The 17,292-nt window shown below is 58.8% G+C and carries 18 protein-coding genes and 1 pseudogene; 14 read left to right on the forward strand and 5 right to left on the reverse strand.

Annotation, left to right across the window (positions count from 1 at the left end; all coding sequences use genetic code 11):
- Positions 1 to 954 carry a LysR family transcriptional regulator gene (locus LA304_RS07985; RefSeq protein WP_224502614.1) on the reverse strand — a complete coding sequence of 318 codons (954 nt, stop codon included), beginning with the start codon at positions 952 to 954 and terminating at the stop codon, positions 1 to 3.
- Positions 955 to 1,129: 175 nt separating this feature from the next.
- Between LA304_RS07985 and LA304_RS07990 the strand changes: the two genes are divergently transcribed.
- The 9 genes from LA304_RS07990 (at position 1,130) to LA304_RS08030 (ending at position 9,344) form a co-directional block, all read left to right on the forward strand.
- Positions 1,130 to 1,918 carry a transporter substrate-binding domain-containing protein gene (locus LA304_RS07990; protein WP_224502615.1) on the forward strand — a complete coding sequence of 263 codons (789 nt, stop codon included), beginning with the start codon at positions 1,130 to 1,132 and terminating at the stop codon, positions 1,916 to 1,918.
- A gap of 80 nt (positions 1,919 to 1,998) precedes the next feature.
- The gene (locus LA304_RS07995; RefSeq protein ID WP_224502616.1) at positions 1,999 to 2,646 is read left to right on the forward strand and encodes an amino acid ABC transporter permease; all 648 of its coding nucleotides are present in this window, start codon (positions 1,999 to 2,001) and stop codon (positions 2,644 to 2,646) included.
- A gap of 42 nt (positions 2,647 to 2,688) precedes the next feature.
- Positions 2,689 to 3,345, forward strand: coding sequence for an amino acid ABC transporter permease (locus LA304_RS08000; protein WP_224502617.1), 657 nt, complete (start codon positions 2,689 to 2,691; stop codon positions 3,343 to 3,345).
- A gap of 17 nt (positions 3,346 to 3,362) precedes the next feature.
- The gene (locus tag LA304_RS08005) at positions 3,363 to 4,142 is read left to right on the forward strand and encodes an amino acid ABC transporter ATP-binding protein (RefSeq protein WP_224502618.1); all 780 of its coding nucleotides are present in this window, start codon (positions 3,363 to 3,365) and stop codon (positions 4,140 to 4,142) included.
- Positions 4,139 to 5,500: an aminotransferase family protein gene (locus LA304_RS08010; RefSeq protein ID WP_224502619.1), complete on the forward strand. Its 1,362-nt coding sequence runs from the start codon at positions 4,139 to 4,141 to the stop codon at positions 5,498 to 5,500. Before LA304_RS08005 ends, LA304_RS08010 begins: the two co-directional genes overlap by 4 nt.
- Positions 5,497 to 6,189, forward strand: a complete 693-nt coding sequence (locus tag LA304_RS08015) for a CoA transferase subunit A (protein WP_224502620.1) — start codon at positions 5,497 to 5,499, stop codon at positions 6,187 to 6,189. Before LA304_RS08010 ends, LA304_RS08015 begins: the two co-directional genes overlap by 4 nt.
- Positions 6,170 to 6,856, forward strand: coding sequence for a 3-oxoacid CoA-transferase subunit B (locus tag LA304_RS08020; protein WP_224502621.1), 687 nt, complete (start codon positions 6,170 to 6,172; stop codon positions 6,854 to 6,856). The genes LA304_RS08015 and LA304_RS08020 overlap by 20 nt, the downstream gene beginning before the upstream one ends.
- A gap of 8 nt (positions 6,857 to 6,864) precedes the next feature.
- Positions 6,865 to 8,157, forward strand: coding sequence for an ArgE/DapE family deacylase (locus LA304_RS08025; protein WP_224502622.1), 1,293 nt, complete (start codon positions 6,865 to 6,867; stop codon positions 8,155 to 8,157).
- Positions 8,158 to 8,168: 11 nt separating this feature from the next.
- Positions 8,169 to 9,344 (forward strand): acetyl-CoA C-acyltransferase, encoded by a 1,176-nt coding sequence (locus LA304_RS08030; protein ID WP_224502623.1) that lies wholly within the window; start codon positions 8,169 to 8,171, stop codon positions 9,342 to 9,344.
- 396 nt (positions 9,345 to 9,740) lie between these two features.
- On the opposite strand, the gene LA304_RS08035 is transcribed toward LA304_RS08030, so the two are convergent.
- The 3 genes and pseudogenes from LA304_RS08035 to LA304_RS08045 form a co-directional block, all read right to left on the reverse strand.
- A complete protein-coding gene (locus LA304_RS08035) occupies positions 9,741 to 10,541 on the reverse strand; it encodes a glycosyltransferase family 32 protein (protein WP_224502624.1) in 801 nt (266 codons plus the stop codon).
- Between the two features lie 147 nt (positions 10,542 to 10,688).
- Positions 10,689 to 10,823, reverse strand: a pseudogene (locus LA304_RS08040) (helix-turn-helix domain-containing protein); the annotation flags it as partial.
- 249 nt (positions 10,824 to 11,072) lie between these two features.
- Positions 11,073 to 12,005, reverse strand: a complete 933-nt coding sequence (locus tag LA304_RS08045) for a LysR family transcriptional regulator (RefSeq protein WP_224502626.1) — start codon at positions 12,003 to 12,005, stop codon at positions 11,073 to 11,075.
- 65 nt (positions 12,006 to 12,070) lie between these two features.
- Here LA304_RS08045 and uraD point away from each other — a divergent pair, with 65 nt between their 5' ends.
- The 5 genes from uraD to LA304_RS08070 are packed head-to-tail and all read left to right on the forward strand — an operon-like array spanning position 12,071 to position 16,184.
- Positions 12,071 to 12,679 carry a 2-oxo-4-hydroxy-4-carboxy-5-ureidoimidazoline decarboxylase gene (gene uraD, locus LA304_RS08050; protein WP_224502627.1) on the forward strand — a complete coding sequence of 203 codons (609 nt, stop codon included), beginning with the start codon at positions 12,071 to 12,073 and terminating at the stop codon, positions 12,677 to 12,679.
- Positions 12,676 to 13,665, forward strand: a complete 990-nt coding sequence (locus tag LA304_RS08055) for a TRAP transporter substrate-binding protein (protein ID WP_224502628.1) — start codon at positions 12,676 to 12,678, stop codon at positions 13,663 to 13,665. Before uraD ends, LA304_RS08055 begins: the two co-directional genes overlap by 4 nt.
- Before the next feature lies 1 nt (position 13,666).
- Entirely contained in the window at positions 13,667 to 14,152 is a 486-nt protein-coding gene (locus LA304_RS08060; protein WP_224502629.1) for a TRAP transporter small permease, read from the forward strand.
- Positions 14,149 to 15,429: a TRAP transporter large permease gene (locus tag LA304_RS08065; protein WP_224502630.1), complete on the forward strand. Its 1,281-nt coding sequence runs from the start codon at positions 14,149 to 14,151 to the stop codon at positions 15,427 to 15,429. The genes LA304_RS08060 and LA304_RS08065 overlap by 4 nt, the downstream gene beginning before the upstream one ends.
- Entirely contained in the window at positions 15,429 to 16,184 is a 756-nt protein-coding gene (locus LA304_RS08070) for an aspartate/glutamate racemase family protein (protein ID WP_224502631.1), read from the forward strand. The genes LA304_RS08065 and LA304_RS08070 overlap by 1 nt, the downstream gene beginning before the upstream one ends.
- 65 nt (positions 16,185 to 16,249) lie before the next feature.
- On the opposite strand, the gene LA304_RS08075 is transcribed toward LA304_RS08070, so the two are convergent.
- Positions 16,250 to 17,287 carry a DUF475 domain-containing protein gene (locus LA304_RS08075; RefSeq protein ID WP_224502632.1) on the reverse strand — a complete coding sequence of 346 codons (1,038 nt, stop codon included), beginning with the start codon at positions 17,285 to 17,287 and terminating at the stop codon, positions 16,250 to 16,252.
- Positions 17,288 to 17,292: the final 5 nt, after the last annotated feature.

Genomic DNA, 17,292 nt, shown 5'->3' on the forward strand with positions numbered 1-17,292 from the left:
TCAGGCGTAAGTGCGCTGCTCGATGTCGACGGTTTTCACCATCTCGTCGAGTTGAGAGAGAAACGCGGCTTCCGCCTCGGACAGTTTTCGTTTCGGGTTGTTCAACAGATAGATGTTGATGAGCGGAAGCTCGTTGTACGGCGGCAGTTGCCGTAGGAGGCCGAGGCCCGTATCACGTTTGGCGACGTGAAGGGGCAGGGCGCCGATGCCGATATTCGTCACAATCATGCGCCGCAATTCCAACAGGTTCGACGACACGCCCCGCCAATTGGTCGCCATCTTGGCGCGCAGGCGCAGCTTGGTCACGGGTTCAAGGGCGCCGCCTTCTGTCTCTGTCTGGAACGAGACGGAGGGTTCGCCCTCCAGTTCGGATAGAGACACCGAGTCGCGGTGGAACAGTCGGTGTTTCGGCCCGCAAAACAGGCCGAATTTTTCGCGATAGAGCACAGTTGCTTTCAGGTCTGACGGAATTTTATGCAGAAGGCAGAGGCCCAAAGAGGCTCTATTCTGCGCAACGCGGGTGACAACGTCGTCACTTTCAGCAACAGCCACGGAAAAACTGACCTTCGGATGCGCCTCCGCGAAGGTGTTGAGAACGTCATCAAAATGCTCTGAAATCACGTGGGACGTGGTCACAATCGTGATGTGCCCGCGCAGTTCCGAGCCACCTTCTTCGAGCAGCGAAGGCAGTTGAGAGACCGCGCCGAAAATCGAGGAACACTCGGAATAGAGCCTCTGTCCGGCGCGGGTGACTTTGAATTCATTAGGTTTTCGTATAATCAACTGATGACCTGTCGTGTCCTCAAGGCGTTTGAGCGCTGAGGAAATGGTCGGCTGTTTCAGGCCGAGAAAACTCGCCGCACGGGAAATGCCGCGCTGTTCGACGACGACCATGAAGGTGCGGAGCAGGTTCCAGTCGAGATTCCACGGGAACCGTTGTTCGTAAGGTTTCATTATAGACCAAACCTATGATGGAAATTCTTATTATTTATTTGCGTGATGCATGGGTGCATGCAAGCCTTTTGTGAGAGGGGGATTTGAGCGCCAGTTTGCGAACGCCCGAACCACCCAAGAAAAATCAGAACATTTGCGCCGCCCGAGAGGAGGCGCGCCATCAGGAGAGAGACTTATGACCGAACGCAGAAGCCTGCTTAAAATGTCCATCGCTGCCGCCAGCCTTGCCTTGACCGGCATGACGATTGCCGTGCCCGTGGCGGCAGAGGAACTTGATACGCTGAAGGAAAAGGGCGTGATGCGCATTGCCATGTCTGGCGCCTATCCTCCGTTCAACTTCGTGAACGACAAAAACGAGGTCGTGGGCTTTGACCCCGCCATCGGTGAGGAGATCGCAGAGCGTATGGGCCTTGAGGTCGAGATCATCACCACCGCATGGGACGGTATCATCGGCGGTCTGCTCGCCAACAAATACGACGCTATTGTCGGGTCGATGTCGATTACGGACGAGCGCAAGGAAGTCGTGGATTTCGTCGGGCCGTATTACCGCATGAGCCGCGGGATTTTCGTCACAGAGGACACGGAAATCACCTCTCTCGACGATCTGAAAGAGGCGACACTCGGTGTCACCCTCGGCGAAACGCATGAACAGTGGGCGCGCGACGAGGGCTACAAAGTCCGCACCTACAAAGGCCTGCCTGAACTCATGCTCGAACTGGAAAACGGTCGTGTGGACGCTATCGTGAACGACGACATTCCGGTGCTTCTCGCGATTGGATCCAAAGATGTGCCGATCAAGCAGCTCGATGTTGATCTGCCTGGCGTCGCAGACGAGGCCGGTATCGCCATTCGCAAAGGCAACCCGGAGCTGATGGCCGCGATGCAAGAGGCGCTCGACGCTATGCAGGAAGACGGCACCTATCTCGAGATTGCCAAGGAGTGGGTCGGCGGCGACATCCGCTAAGACTTTCCCTGTCACCGGCTGCGGCATGAGGCGGCGGCCGGTGGATTGCTTTGCACGTTTTTAGAACGGGGCGTAACGCCATGGACATAGATCTCATTCTGAGGGTCTATCCCTATTTTCTCGAAGCTGCCGTCGTGACGGTCGAACTGTCCGTTCTGACGATCCTGCTCGGGCTCATCTGCGGCGCTCTTGGCGCAGCGGCGCGCCTGTCACGCTTTTCTTTTGTTCGCTTTCTCGGGGCGGCCTATGTCAGTGTCTTTCGCGGCACGCCGGCCCTGATCCAGTTGTTCATTTTGTATTTTGGCGGGCCACAGATCGGCATCCAACTCGATGCTTTCGAAGCCGGTGTCATTGGGTTGGGCGTCAACATCGGGGCCTATATGACCGAGACGATGCGCGGCGCGATTATATCCGTCGATCACGGGCAGGCCGAAGCGGCCCGCACTCTCGGACTGTCGCGGGTGCAGGCCTTTCAGAAAGTCGTTCTGCCGCAGGCGATGCGCCTCATGATCCGTCCGCTCGGTGTGAACATCAACGCGCAGATCAAGGGCACCGCCCTCGTCGCGGCGATCTCTGTGGTGGAGCTGACCTATACGGCGCAACGCTACATCGGATCGACCTACAAACCGTTCGAAATGTTCCTGCTCGCAGGGGTGCTCTACCTCATCATCATCACGATCACGGGCAAGTTCATCTCCTATCTCGACCGCCGGGTGCGTCTGCCATGAGCTGTTATCTGTCCGTTCTCCCGAACCTGAAAGGCGTGTGTCATGGGTCTTGATTTCTCAGTTGTCCCCTCTTACGCCGACGCGCTTTTGCTGGGCGTGATCTGGACCATCGCGATCACCGTCGCCTCTGCTGTTCTGAGCTTTTTCGGCGGCATCCTTTTCGCGGTCATCGCGCTCTACGCGCCGCTCGTGCTGCGCCTGCCGTTCCGCTTTTTTGCTTGGCTGTTCATGGGCACGCCGCTGCTGTTGCAGCTGTTCCTTATCTATTTCGGGCTTGTCGAACTGGGCATCGATCTGCCGGCCTTCGTCGCGGGGGTGATCGGCCTCGGCCTGCACTTTGCGGTCTATAATTCGGAGCTCATCCAGACCGCGATCCTCGCTGTGGACAAGGGCCAGATGGAGGCCGCGCGCACGCTCGGTCTGTCACGGGGTCAGGCGCTCGTGCGTGTGGTCATTCCGCAGGCCGTGCGCGATGTGATCCCTCCCATCGGCAACAACATGATCGCCCTTCTCAAAGACTCCGCACTCGTGTCCGTCATCGGGGTCTCGGAACTGACCCTGTCCGCGCAGCTCGCGATCGGGCGCACCTATCGTCCGTTCGAATTCTACGCCGTCGCCGCTGTTCTCTACTACGTTATCAACCTCGGGATGGAAGCGGTCTTGCGTCGCATCGAACGCCGCACCCAGCTCTCCCGCTAATCCGACAAGGATCTGACATGACCGATACGCCATTCGTTCAAATCCGCCATGCCCAAAAGGCCTATGGTGAGCTTGAGGTTCTCAAGGACATTTCCCTGACCGTCGAGCGCGGCGAGATTGTCGCCATCATCGGCCCGTCGGGGTCCGGCAAATCCACTTTGCTCCGCGCGATCAACGATCTCGATCCGCTGACATCGGGGGAGGTGATCCTCGAGGGTGTTCAGGTCAACAAACAGTTGCCGCATCGCCAGTATGAAAAGCATATCAACGAAATGCGTCAGCAGATCGGCATGGTGTTCCAGCACTTCAACCTCTTCCCGCATCTGACCGTGCGTGAGAACGTCACCATGGCGCCGAAGCTGTTGAAGGGGTTGTCCTCCGCCGACGCAGACAAACTCGCCGAAGAGCAACTGGCCCACGTCGGCATGTCGGAGCGGATCGATTATTATCCCTCGCAGCTTTCGGGCGGCCAGAAACAGCGTGTCGCCATCGCCCGTGCTCTGGCGATGAAACCCAAGCTCATGCTCTTTGATGAGGCGACCTCCGCCCTCGATCCCGAACTGGTCGAAGAGGTGAACCTCGTGATGAAGAAGCTCGCCGAAGAGCACATGACGATGATCATCGTGACGCACGAAATGGACTTCGCGGCCTCCGTTTGTGACCGCGTGATCTTTATGGACGGCGGTGTGGTGGTCGAAGAAGGCCCGCCCTCCGTCGTGTTCCAGAATCCGACGCAGGAGCGGACACAGAATTTCCTGCGCAAACATCTCGCTCAATACGCTGAAGGTGCAAAATGACGACCGGGCAGTCCCATCTGTTCTACCAATCCCGCCAACCCCGTCCGTTTCTGGAGCGTGGTGAAGGGATCTATCTCTATGATGAAAGCGGCAAGCGCTACATCGACGGCTCGTCCGGTGCGATGGTGTCCAATATCGGTCACTCCAATCCGACCGTTCTGGCCAAGATGAAAGCGCAGATGGACAAGGCCACCTTCGGCTACCGTCTGCATTTCAGCACGCATCCCTCCGAAGATCTCGCAGCGAAGCTCGCAGGGCTGATGCCCGAGGGGTTGGACCGGATCTTTTTTGTCTCCGGTGGATCGGAGGCGGTCGAAACCGCTGAAAAGCTCGCGCGTCAATATGCCATGACACAGGGGCAGGAGAGCCGTTGGAAAGTCATTTCCCGCACACCCGCCTATCACGGCGGGACGCTCGGGGCACTGGCGCTGACTGGCGGGAAACTCTTTGCCGGACCGTTTTCGCCGATGTTTCAAGAGATGCCGCATGTGAAAGCGCCGCAGACCTATCTCGACCGTGACAATCTCAGCGAAGAAGAGCGCGGGATCAAATACGCCGAAATGCTGCGCGAACGGATTGAGGCCGAGGGACCGGAGACGGTTTTGGCCTTTATCATGGAGCCTGTTGGCGGCGCGTCGACCGGGGCGCTGGTCGCGCCGGACAGCTACTACAAACGCATCCGCGAGATTTGCGACGAATACGGTGTTCTGTTGATCTTTGACGAGGTGATGACGGGCGCCGGACGCACCGGCACTTTCCTCGCCTGCGAGCACTGGGGCATCACGCCTGACATCATCGCCATGTCGAAAGGGCTCGGCGCGGGCTATGCGCCCTTGGGTGCGGTTGCGGCGCGGTCCGATATGGTTGAGGCGCTGCTGGATGCCGGTGGGTTCCTGCATGGGTTTACCTACGCGGGCAATCCTCTGTCCTGCGCGGCGGGTCTCGCCGTGATTGAGGAAATGGAAGAACATGACATCATCGGCAACTGCGCCCGAATGGGTGAGGTTCTGATCGCGCGGCTCGAAGGGCTGATGGAGCGCTATCCCTTTGTCGGCCATGTCCGCGGCAAGGGGCTTTTGACTGCGTTCGAACTGGTCTCTGATCGCGAGACCATGGCGCCCCTGCCGAAAGAGATGAACGCCTTCTCGGAACTGGTCGAACTCGCCTATGAGCGCGGTTTGATCATCTATTCGCGGCGTACCCGTGGCGGGGTTGAGGGCGATCACTTCCTCGTCTGTCCGCCTCTGATCATCACAGAGGCACAGATCGATGAGATCATGGCCATCCTGACCGATGCGCTCGACACCTTCGCGGCCAATCACGATCTGCCCGTGTTTGAAAGCGCAGGTGTGGAATGAGCCTGCCGGATAAAACCACACCAATGGAAGAGGCGGTCGCGGCCATCTCCGACGGGGCTGTTGTGATGGTCGGCGGCTTCGGTGTGCCGGGCACGCCCTTCACCCTCATTCATGAGTTGGTGCGGCAGGGCAAACGCGATCTCACTGTGATCAAGAACGACGCCAACGAAGCAGGCATGGGGATTGATCATCTGATCTCCGCGGGCCTCGTGCGCAAGCTCGTCGTCACCCATCTGGGCCTCAACGCGAATGCCATCTCCGCGATGAACGAGGGCCGGATGGAGGTCGAATTCTGCGCGCAGGGTATCCTCGCCGAACGCATCCGCGCGGGTGGCGCAGGGCTTCAGGCGATCCTCACCGACATCGGTCTCGACACTGAACTGGCGGCGGGAAAGCAAGTCATCGAAATGGATGGCAAGCGCCTCTTGGTCGAGCCTGCGATCCGTGCCGATGTGGCGCTGATCCATGCGGATCAGGCCGATCCCTTTGGAAACCTGACCTATCTGGCGACAGCGCGGAATTTTAACCCGATCATGGCCATGGCGGCGGATCGCGTGATTGTCGAGCCCGAACAGATCGTGCCGCTGGGAGGCATCGACCCCAATGCGGTCGAAACGCCTGGCGTTTTTGTCGATCAGGTCTGTCCACTCGTGTCGATAGGGGAGGAGTATGGCGTTGTTAGACGATAATTCCGGCGGTAAATCCCAAGACCCCCGCACCCGCATGGTGGCCCGTGCCGCCCAAGAGATCGCGCCCGGTATGGTGGTGAATCTCGGCATCGGCCTGCCGACCAAGGTGATTGACCACTTGCCCGCCGGTTTTCCGGTCTGTCTGCACACAGAGAACGGCATGACCGGCATCGGGCCGACGCTCCCGTTCGAGGACGCGGACCGCAATCTGATCGACGCGGGTGGCGCCTATGTGTCCCCGCTGCCCGGCACGGCGTATTTCGACAGTGCGGTGAGTTTTGCGCTTGTGCGGTCCGGTCGGCTCGATCTCACGATGCTCGGCGCATTCGAGGTGGCCGAGAACGGCGATCTCGCGAACTGGAAAATCCCCGGCAAGTTTTCCCCCGGCGCGGGCGGCGCGATCGAACTGGCGCAAAAGGCGCGGCGCGTTGTGGTGCTGACCACGCATACCGACCGCAAAGGCAATCCGAAACTCTTGCAGTCCTGCACTTTGCCGCTCACCGCGACGGGGCGCGTGGCGCGTATCTTCACCGACATGGCTGTCGTCGACGTGACACCGTGCGGGTTCGCGTTGGTCGAACTGATCGACGGCGTCACGGTGAAAGAAGTGCAAGAGGCCACGGGGGCCACATTGCATCTGCCAGACCACGACATCCCCACGTTTTGAGGCCCTCCATGGATCAAGAACTTTCCACCCGCATCCTGTCTGCGGTCGATGACCTGTTTGACCGCGAGATCGACTTTTTATCGGAGCTGACATCGCATCCCTCGACGCGGGGTCAGGAGCAAAGCGCGCAGGCCTTTATGGCGGGCGCCCTGTCGGAGCGCGGTTTGGAGGTCGATCAATGGCAGATCGACGTGGACGAGATCCGCAACCTGCCCGGCTTTTCTCCGGTCATCGGCGATTACGAAGACGCGCAGAATGTCGTCGGCACCCATCACCCACGCACGACCAAAGGTCGCTCCCTGATCCTGAACGGTCACATAGATGTGGTTCCTGCCGGTCCGCTCGACATGTGGGACGCGCCGCCGTTTGAGCCGCATGTGGCGGACGGCTGGCTCTATGGGCGCGGAGGCGGTGACATGAAGGCGGGCTTGGTGTCGAACCTTTTCGCCCTCGACGCGCTCCGCCACATTGGGTTGGCGCCTGCCGCGACGGTCCATTATCAATCCGTCGTCGAAGAGGAATGCACCGGCAACGGCGCGTTGGCCTGTCTTGCCCGCGGCTATAAGGCGGACGCTGCCCTAATCCCGGAGCCATTCGAGGAGAAACTCGTCACCTCCCAGATCGGCGTGATCTGGTTTCAGGTGCATCTCAAGGGGCTACCTACCCATGTGGCCTATGCCGGACAGGGCGCAAATGCCATTGAGGCGGCGATCCCGCTCATTGCGGCGCTGCACGAGATGGAACACCGCTGGAACGCGCCGGAAAACCGACACACGGATTTCGCGCATCACGAGCACGCACTAAATCTCAATGTGGGCAAAATTCAGGGTGGCGACTGGACGAGTTCGGTGCCCGCGTGGTCCGTGCTCGATCTCCGCATGGCGATCTTTCCGGGGCAGGACATTGAGGCCGCGAAGGCGGAGATCGAACAGGTGATCTATGACGCCGCACGAGAGAACGCCTTCTTGAAGAATGCTCTGCCCGAGGTGGTCTATCACGGCTTTCTCGCCGAAGGATACGCGCTGTCAGAAGACTCCTCCGCGACCGCCAAAGCCGCCATTGGCGCCTTGGATCAAGCACATCTGGCGACGACAGGCGAGGCGCTCGACCGTATGGCGATCACGGCGACGACCGACGCGCGGTTCTTCGGGCTGTATGCGGACACGCCCGCGCTCGTTTATGGGCCACGGGCCGAGGCAATTCACGGGTTCAACGAACGTGTCGAGCTCGAAAGTGTCCGCCGCATCACCCAATCCACCGCCTTGTTCATCGCCGATTGGTGCGGTGTCGAAACTCTCTGAGGACCATTCCTATGCGTGACGCCGTTATCGTCTCCACCGCCCGCACGCCGATTGGCAAAGCCTATCGCGGTGCGTTCAACAATCTCGAAGGCCCCGCCTTGGCCGCCCATGCGGTGCGCGCCGCTGTGGCGCGTGCCGGTCTCGAAGGTGGAGAGATCGAAGAGGCCGTGTTCGGCTCTGCCCTGACCCAAGGGTCGACCGGCATCAATGTCGCCCGTCACATCGCCCTCGCATCGGGTTTGCCGAACTCGGTTGCAGGCGTGACGCTCGACCGGCAATGCGCCTCCGGCCTCAACGCCATCGCCTCCGCAGCGCATATGGTCATGGCGGAGGGCGTCGATGTGGCGTTGGCCGGTGGGTTGGACAGTATTTCCCTCGTCCAGAACACGCACTGGAACGGCTATCGTTACAAATCACCCGGCGTGCCGGACGCATATTACATGTCGATGATCGAAACAGCCGAGGTGGTCGCCGAGCGCTACGGTGTCAGCCGCGCCGTGCAGGATGCCTATGCACTTCAGAGCCAGCAGCGCACCGCCCGCGCGCAAGAGGCCGGACTGTTCGCGGATGAGATCGTTCCGGTTGATGCGGTGAAAACCGTCACCGACAAAGCGACGGGCGAGAGCCATGAAGAAGAGGTGCGCCTTGAGGCGGACGAATGCAATCGCCCCGCGACAACGCTCGAAGGTCTTTCAGGTCTCAAAGCTGTGCTCGGCCCCGACAAATGCGTCACGGCAGGCAACGCAAGCCAGCTTTCCGATGGAGCCTCCGCCTGTATCTTGATGTCTGCGGAAGAGGCGTCCCGAAGCGGTCTCACCCCGCTTGGCGCCTTCCGTGGTTTTGCTGTTGCGGGTGTCGCGCCCGAGGAAATGGGGATCGGTCCGGTATTTGCCATCCCGCGCCTGTTAGAGCGTGCGGGATTGACCATCGACGATATTGACCTCTGGGAAATCAACGAAGCCTTCGCCGCGCAGCTTTTGTATTGCCGCGACCGGCTCGGCATTCCGGAGGACAAGCTCAACGTCAACGGCGGCGCCATCTCGATCGGCCATCCCTATGGCATGTCGGGCGCACGCATGGCGGGACACCTTCTCCTCGAAGGCAAACGCCGCGGCGCACGCTATGGCGTGGTGTCGATGTGTATCGGCGGCGGACAGGGGGCTGCGGGGCTGTTTGAAATTTTGTGACGGCGCGCCTCTTGATAACCACGCTGGGGTCAATGGTCTGGCCCCAGCGTGTTGCTCGGCTGTGCTGTTCAATTGCCTATAGGAGCCATACACGGCACGATTTCCGCTTAGACAACCGCCTAGATTCTAATAGGAGTCGCAGTTCAAAGTAGCGCCCGCCGAGTTGTTCTATAATTCCGGTAATTATTATTATTTCTAACGCCACGAATGTTGCGCCAGACATTAGAGATGGGAAGACCAGCGGGGCATCTGCCGCATTAGATAATATATCGACTGCGCCATGTAGAATACTTTTCCGAATATCTTTTATTTGAATATAGTTAGCCAGAAATATCTACAAACTTCCCACTGGAACAGAGCAAAGAGTATAAAAGATAGAATTTGCGATCAATCTTGCTAGCCAAATTTTCTTTTCATTGCTCCAATTAACGAATGCCGTCTGAATTCAGATTGTCCGGACTCGCGCATCGCCTTCCGCAACGGTCCACCATAAAGGTGAACGCCGACTACCTCTTCATCTAATTTCAAGGGGTGCTTCATTGGCCTCAACGTATTCGCTACGATCCGGCTGTGAGGAAACGGATAAAACGTATGGTTTCCCATTGTTTTCCCGAATTCCTCATGAATGAGAGCAAAGTAGGTCAAAGCATGGGGTCCGATGGTTGCATAGGGGAGATCAATGATTTTCTGCGCAACCCCCGACATTGCCAAAAGCGCCGCCTGCCTCTGATCGGCACTCGCACCGCCCACCAGATGATAGCGCCAATTTGTAGGCAGAGTTATCTCGTCTTGATCTGTTAACTTGATCAAAGATAGCAACGTTTTGCTTTCCGGAGGCAAGTACAACACTGCATTACCTACCTTTTTCCTTGTTTCTCTCGCCCAAATCCATTCCGTTTGCGGTAGAGATTTGAGAAGAACGACATCGGTGTCAAGCCATGCCAAACCAGTGCTTGCGATCATACGATATCGAAAAATGTCAGCCAATTGAGCGTATTTTTTTGCCTCAAGATAAACATTCGCTCTGACTACTGGCAAAATCTCGTTGGCATCTCGCCGTTCGATCCCGGCGGGTAATTCTGCGATACTCTCATAAGAATAAAGGACAACAGAGTGCCCCGCCGCCGTCATAGACTTAAGGCAGGTCATTTCCAATTTCCCCAATGATTCCCCGACCCAAAAAGTCCCAATATCCATCAGAAATTCCTTATCTCAATCATCGAACTAATCAGCCAAATCTGGCATCGGTCACGTTGCATGTAATCAGCTATAGTGATCAGCCCCACCTAAGCGGTCGAGTTTGAATGTTAGTCCAATATTGGCCCGGGTTCCATCGATCAATTAGTTTCGCTTCAATTCGCGGTAGAGCGTCGCTTTCGAACGCTTCAACACACGCGCCATCTCCCGAACCGGCACCTTTGCGTTCAACATGTCTTCGATCGCGCGTTTTTCACGCAAACTCAGTTCTGTGTGGGTCATGTCCGTTCTCCTTGCTTTTCAGCAAGATAGGGGATTTTTCGCAACCCGATTCAGAATATGCTCCAGCTACAGATATTCGACTGATAATTTGTCTTATGTTAATTATTTGCTTAATCGAACATTCGCATCGCATTTGATTTTCTGGCGTTAGTTTTCGGCCCAGAACCGACCTTAAGTAAGAAAGTAGATGCCGTAGTTACAGCAAGCCCAAATGTGGGTAATATCTGTCCATTCCAGCCGCATCATCGGTCAAAGTCTACGCGCTCTCAGTCGGTCGAGCATCTCCCCCGATTGCGTTGCGAGATTGCCCGCGAGGATAGATGCAATTCTTGGCAGGCTCTGGCGCGCGTTGACGGCGAGCGCGATGGACTGTGCGGCGATATTAGTGCCGACCACAGGGATCGCCTGCATCTGTCCCGACAACAATTCCGGCGCGGCGTCCATTTCCGAGGTGAGCGCCACGTGATCGCCCGAGACAACGAGCTGTTTCAAAAGCTGGAGCGAGTTCGTGACCACCGGCGGCGGGCCGTTTTCGAACATCCAGGAATGCCGTGCCTCCAACATCCGGCGGATGGCGAGCGCGCGGCTCTGCACCGCGATGGCATAGGGGCGCACGTCCTGCAATGTCACCTGACTTTGAACGGCGAGCGGATGATCGGGGGCGACGACACAATAGAGCGGGAGCTCGGCGCTCCACAAAACGTGCAGATCGCGGCCCGGTCGCAGGTTGAAACAGAGCGCCATGTCGCAATCGCCGCGCTCTAACATTTCGGCTGCTCCATCGGGTGTGGCGACATCCACATCCACGCGCACGCGGGGATAATCCTGCGCCACCGATTTGAGGAACTGCGGCACCAAGCCGTTGACCAGACTGTCCATTGCGACCAGCCGGACGTGACCAAAATCGACGCCCTGCATCTGACGGACTTCGGACAAGAGCTGCGTCTCATCCTCCTGCCAACGCCGCGCCATCAGGACAAACATCTCGCCCGCGCTAGTGAGGGTCATGCCCGTCGTCTGACGGTCGAACAACTGCGTCCCGAGTCGCGCCTCGATCAGTTTGATTTGCCGGTCAATGGCCGATGCAGCGATCCGGATAGCCCGCGCGGCGGCCTGAATGGACCCGTGATCTGCGACCGCTTCGACATAAAGCAATGACTTTGGAACGAGATAGAGCGACATGGGGCCTCCGCAATTTCCATTCTAATTTATAGAACGAATGATTGCCTCTTATATCATGGATTGCAATGCCGAGTGAGTCGTATGGTCAGTTCAACAACCGAAACCGAACCACTGGACGCCTCATGACCCACCCGCTCTACACCCTCAACCACGGCCGCCCCGAGACGGCGCTCGCGCTGTTGGCGCCGTTGGTGGAACGCTCTGACTGGGTGGCCGAGGCCACCTTGGGTCGGCGTCCGTTCCATGATGACGAAGCCGTCGCAGGGGCTTTGGTCGAAACGATTTTGCAGGCAGGGCCCGACCGCCGCCTAACCCTGTTTCAGGCGCATCCGGAACTCGCCGGTCGCGAAGCCATTGCAGGCGAGATGACCGTTGAGTCTCAGGGCGAGCAAGGCCGCCTCGGTCTCATGGCGCTCGACCACGCCACGGCAACGCGTTTGCGCGAATTGAATGCGGCCTATCGCGCCCGCTTTTCCCATCCCTTCATTATTGCTCTGCATCGGGTGCCTGACCTTGACACCCTGTTCACGAGCTTCGAACGTCGTCTTACGGCGACGCCTCTTGAAGAACACATCTCGACCCTGGCCGAGATTGCCTCTGTGATCCGCGCCCGCGCGGCCACTGCCTTCGGAAAGTCTCTCTCATCCTCTTACTCTCAGGAGCACGTCCTATGAACACTGCAAAAACACTTCTCACCGCCTCCGCCTTCGCCCTGATCGCAGGCGTTGCCCACGCCGAAAAGATCCGCGTCGCGGGCAACTTTGCGTCCGAACACTCCTCGTCCCTCGCCATGGCGAAATTCGAAGAAGAACTCGAACGCCTCTCCGGTGGAGAAATCGACGTCGACATCTTCCCCGCGCAACAGCTCGGCGGCGCAGCCGAGAACGTCCAAGCCGTCAAAGTCGGTGCGATTGAACTGATGTGGGTCGGCACCGCCTATCTGACCCGCACCGTGCCGGAACTCGAAGTTGTCGGTCTGCCGTTCCAGTTCCCTGACCGCGAAACTGCATTCGAGATCGTGGACGGTCCGGTTGGTGTGGCTCTCGACGAGAAAATGGCCGACGCTGGCATGACTTCCATGGGTTATATGGAGCTCGGGTTCCGCCAACTCACGAACAACGCCCGCCCGATTGAAACGCTGGCCGATATCGAAGGTCTGAAAATTCGCCTTCAGCCGAACGAAACCCACCTCGCCACCTTCCGCGCCCTTGGTGCGAACCCTGTCGCGATGGATGTGAAAGAACTCTACTCCGCGCTGGAACAGGGCGTGATCGACGGTCAGGAAAACCCCTTCGCGATCATCAATGTCGCTGGCTACGCCGAAGTGCAGAAATACGTGTCCAACACCGGCCACTTCTTTGACTTCATCTCCGTCGTTGGCAACAAAAAGTGGTTCGACGGTCTGGATGCCGACACGCAGGCAATGGTGGAAGAAGCCATGGCGACCGCCGTTGAGTATCAACGTGACCTCGCCGCAGAGCAGGACGCCGCAGGCCTCGCGCTGCTCGAAGAAAAGGGCATGACCTACACGCCGGTTTCTGCCGAGCTTGCCGCCGACCTGCGCGCCACGACCGCCGGCATCGCAGCCGAAACCAAGGCCCGTCTCGATCCGGAACTGGTAAAGCTTCTGGACGCTGAAAGCGCCAAGCTCGGAATGTAAGATGAGCTTGGATCGCATCATGACCGCTATCCTGACGCGTGCCGATACTGGCGCGCGTCTCTTCGTCATCACCGGCGCGGCGGCGATGGTTGTCATCGTCTCGGTTCAGGTCGTGATGCGGTACGTCTTTAACGGGTCCTTTGACTGGGCGGATGAGTTCAGCCGCATTGCCTTTGTCTGGACCATGTTTCTCGCCATTCCTCTGGGCATTCGCGACGGCACCCATGTCGGTATCGACCTATTGGTCACGCGCTTTCCCGCCTCCCTGCGCAGATTGCTCGCCCGTATCATGAGCGCGCTCGCCGCTCTGATGATGATCGTGGTGTTCGGGACGTCGATCTCGGTCGCGATCTCGACGTGGTCGGAGCGGTTGGGGTCGGTCGATCTCACGTCCTCCGTCTTTTTCATCCCCGTCATTATCGGCGCGCTGCACAGCGCCCTGCACCTCATCCATCTGGCCCTCGTGCCCGAGGAGATTTCCTCATGAGCCTGTTTGTCATCATAACCTTCCTCGTGCTGGCCATTCTCGGGATGCCGCTCGCGTTTTCGCTCGGGGTGTCTGCGCTCTTCGGCCTTTGGTTCTCGGGGATTGATCTCCTGATGTTGCCGCCGCGACTGATGAACTCGGTCAACTCCTTCCCTCTGATGTCGATCCCGCTGTTCATGATTGCGGGGGAACTGATGCTCAAAGGCGGGATTATGGAGCGGCTGATTGATTTTGCGAACGCCTTCATCGGGCGGATGCGGGGCGGGTTGGCTCAGGTTGCGATCATCTCCGGCGCGGGGCTTGCCTCCGTCTCCGGCGCGGCTGTGGCCGATGCCTCGGCTCTGTCCTCGACCCTCGTGCCCTCGCTCAAAAAGCAATACGGCCTCGGCTTTTCCACCGGTGTCGTCGCGGCGGCGGCGAACCTCGGGCCGATCATCCCGCCGTCTGGCGCCATGATTGTCTATGCCTTCATGGCCGGATCGTCGGTGAGTGTCGGCGGCATGTTCATGTCCGGCGTCGTGCCGGGGCTGATCCTGTTCTCTGTCTTCATGGTGCTCTGCTGGTTCATCGCGTGGAAACGGGATTACCCGCTCGCCGGAAATCCGTTCTCGCTCGGCCTCGTCTGGCGCGAGTTGCGCCGGAGCTTTGTCGTCTTCCTGATGCCCGTCATCGTCATCGGCGGGATCGTCATCGGGGCCTTCACCCCAACCGAAGGCGCGGCCATCGGTGTCTGCTACGCGCTGTTTCTGGGCTTCTTTGTCACCCGCCAGCTCAAACTCTCCGACCTGCCCGACGTCTTGCTGACAGCGGCGAAGACCTCTGCCCTCGTGGCCGCGATGATCGCCTTTGCCTCGACGGTGACCTTCCTCTTCACCATCGACATGCTGCCCTACAAACTCGCAGGTCTGCTGCAAGGGATCACGGATAGCCCCTTTGTCTTTCTCTGCCTCGTCGCGGTGATGCTCCTCGTGGTCGGAATGTTTCTGGAGTCAAACGCCGCCTACATCATGCTCGTCCCGCTGTTTCACCCGATTGCGGTCAGCTACGGGATTGATCCGCTCCACTTCGGCTTTCTCTTCGTCCTGAACCTCGTGATCGGGATGCTGACGCCGCCCGTGGGTGTCGTGCTCTTCGTCGTCACAGGGATCACCGGCGTCAAAATGGGGGAGTTGGTGCGTGAAAGCTGGCCCTTTATTGCGGCGATGTATGCGGTGCTCATCCTGTGCATGCTCGTCCCGGGCGTGGTGACGTGGCTCCCGAATATGCTGGGCTACTGATGCGACTTCTGCTTTTGAACCCCAATACGAGCGAGGCGCTGACAGAGCGTCTCGCAACCTCGGCGAGAACCGTCCTTCCCGCGGGCGTCACCCTCCAGACCGTGACAGCCAAACGCGGGTTTCCGTATATTTCGAGCCGCTCAGAAGCGCAGGTCGCCGGTGCGATTGTCCTGGAAACTTTGGCCGACTGTGGCGACAGTTGGGACGGGGCCATCGTGGCAGCCTTCGGCGATCCCGGCCTCTTGGCGGCGCGCGAATTGTTTGATCGTCCCGTCGTCGGCATGTCCGAAGCCGCCATGATCACCGCCCTGTCCCTCGGCCAACGGTTTGCATTCGTGACTTTCACGCCGCGCATGGTGCCGTGGTATGAAGAGCAAGTGCGCCTCGCCGGTCTGACCGGGCGCTTTGCCGGAACCTTCCTGCCCGATGCAGAGATGGGCGACGTCACCCGCGTTGCGGAGGATATGGCGACGCCCCTAACACTCACCTGTCAAAGAGCCGCGCAACACGCCGATGTCATCATCCTCGCGGGTGCGCCGATCGCAGGTCTTGCTCCGGTCATTCAGGACGACGTTCCCGCCATCCTGCTCGACCCGATCCGCGCGGCACTTTTGCAATGTGTCACCAACGTAACGCTGTCACCGTTCGGCGCGTGGGCTGGGTCCATGGCCACCCCACCCGGCAAAGACAGCACAGGGTTGCCGGAGGCACTCGCTTCGCAGTTTCTCAAAGGCGCACAGGGACTGGCTGACTGATCATTCACCAGAGAATTCCCTTTCCCCGCCGCAAATCAGTTCCGCCAGATAGCGCCTGCCGCGGCCTAAGTCTCCGACCGGCCGTTGAACCGCAGGGAGGAGACAAAGGACAGCGCAATGATCGTGGCGCCGAGAAGACCGGTGACGACCTCCGAGATGTGAACTAGGCTCTGCGCGAACATGATCACCGCGAGGGCAAGGATCGAATAGAACGCACCGTGTTCGAGAAAGCGGAACTGGTTCAGCGTTTCTTTCTCCACCAGCATGATCGTCATAGACCGCACATACATCGCGCCGATCCCGAGCCCGATGGCGATGAGGAACAGGTTGTTGGTGAGAGCGAACGCACCAATGACGCCATCAAAGCTGAACGAGGCATCGAGGACTTCGAGATAGAGGAACGCCCCAAGCCCCCCTGCCCGTGCAGCACTTTGAATTTCAGACTCCGCATCAAGGACATGGCTGAGCGTCTCGACGCACATGAACACCACCAGCCCCATGATCGCGGCTTTGAAGAATGTCGCCTGATCTTCTGTGCCCAGAAACAGGCCGAAACCGAGCACCAGCAAAAGGACCGTGCCATAGGTCACGCCCTTGATGGTCCCCATGGAGCGCAGCTTGCGTTCAATCCGGTGAATCCAGTCAATCTCCTTGGCCTCGTCCATGAAGAAGGACAAAGCCACCATCCCGAGGAAGGCCCCGCCGAACGCGGCGATGGAAAGGTGGCTCTCGGCCATAATGCGCGCGTATTCCTGCGGCTCGCTAACCGACAGACGCACGGCCTCGATCGGCCCGACCCGCGCGGCGATTGCCACGATGGCCAAAGGAAAGACAATCCGCATGCCGAAGACGGCGATCAGGATGCCCCAAGTCAGAAACCGCTGCCGCCAGACCGGTGTCATCGTTTTGAGCTTGTTGGCGTTGACGATTGCGTTGTCGAACGAAAGCGAAATTTCCAACACGGCCAGGACTGAGCCGATCAACAGAAACGATAGGGCTGCGCCGAGCGTCCCGTCGAACCGATAGCCGAGCCAAAAGGTCGCCACGAGGCCCAAGACGGTCACGAGGATCGCCCATTTGAAATAGTGAAGTAGCGTTTTCATATCGT

The organism is Celeribacter litoreus, from assembly GCF_020165855.1.
GTDB classification, from domain to species: Bacteria; Pseudomonadota; Alphaproteobacteria; order Rhodobacterales; family Rhodobacteraceae; genus Celeribacter; species Celeribacter litoreus.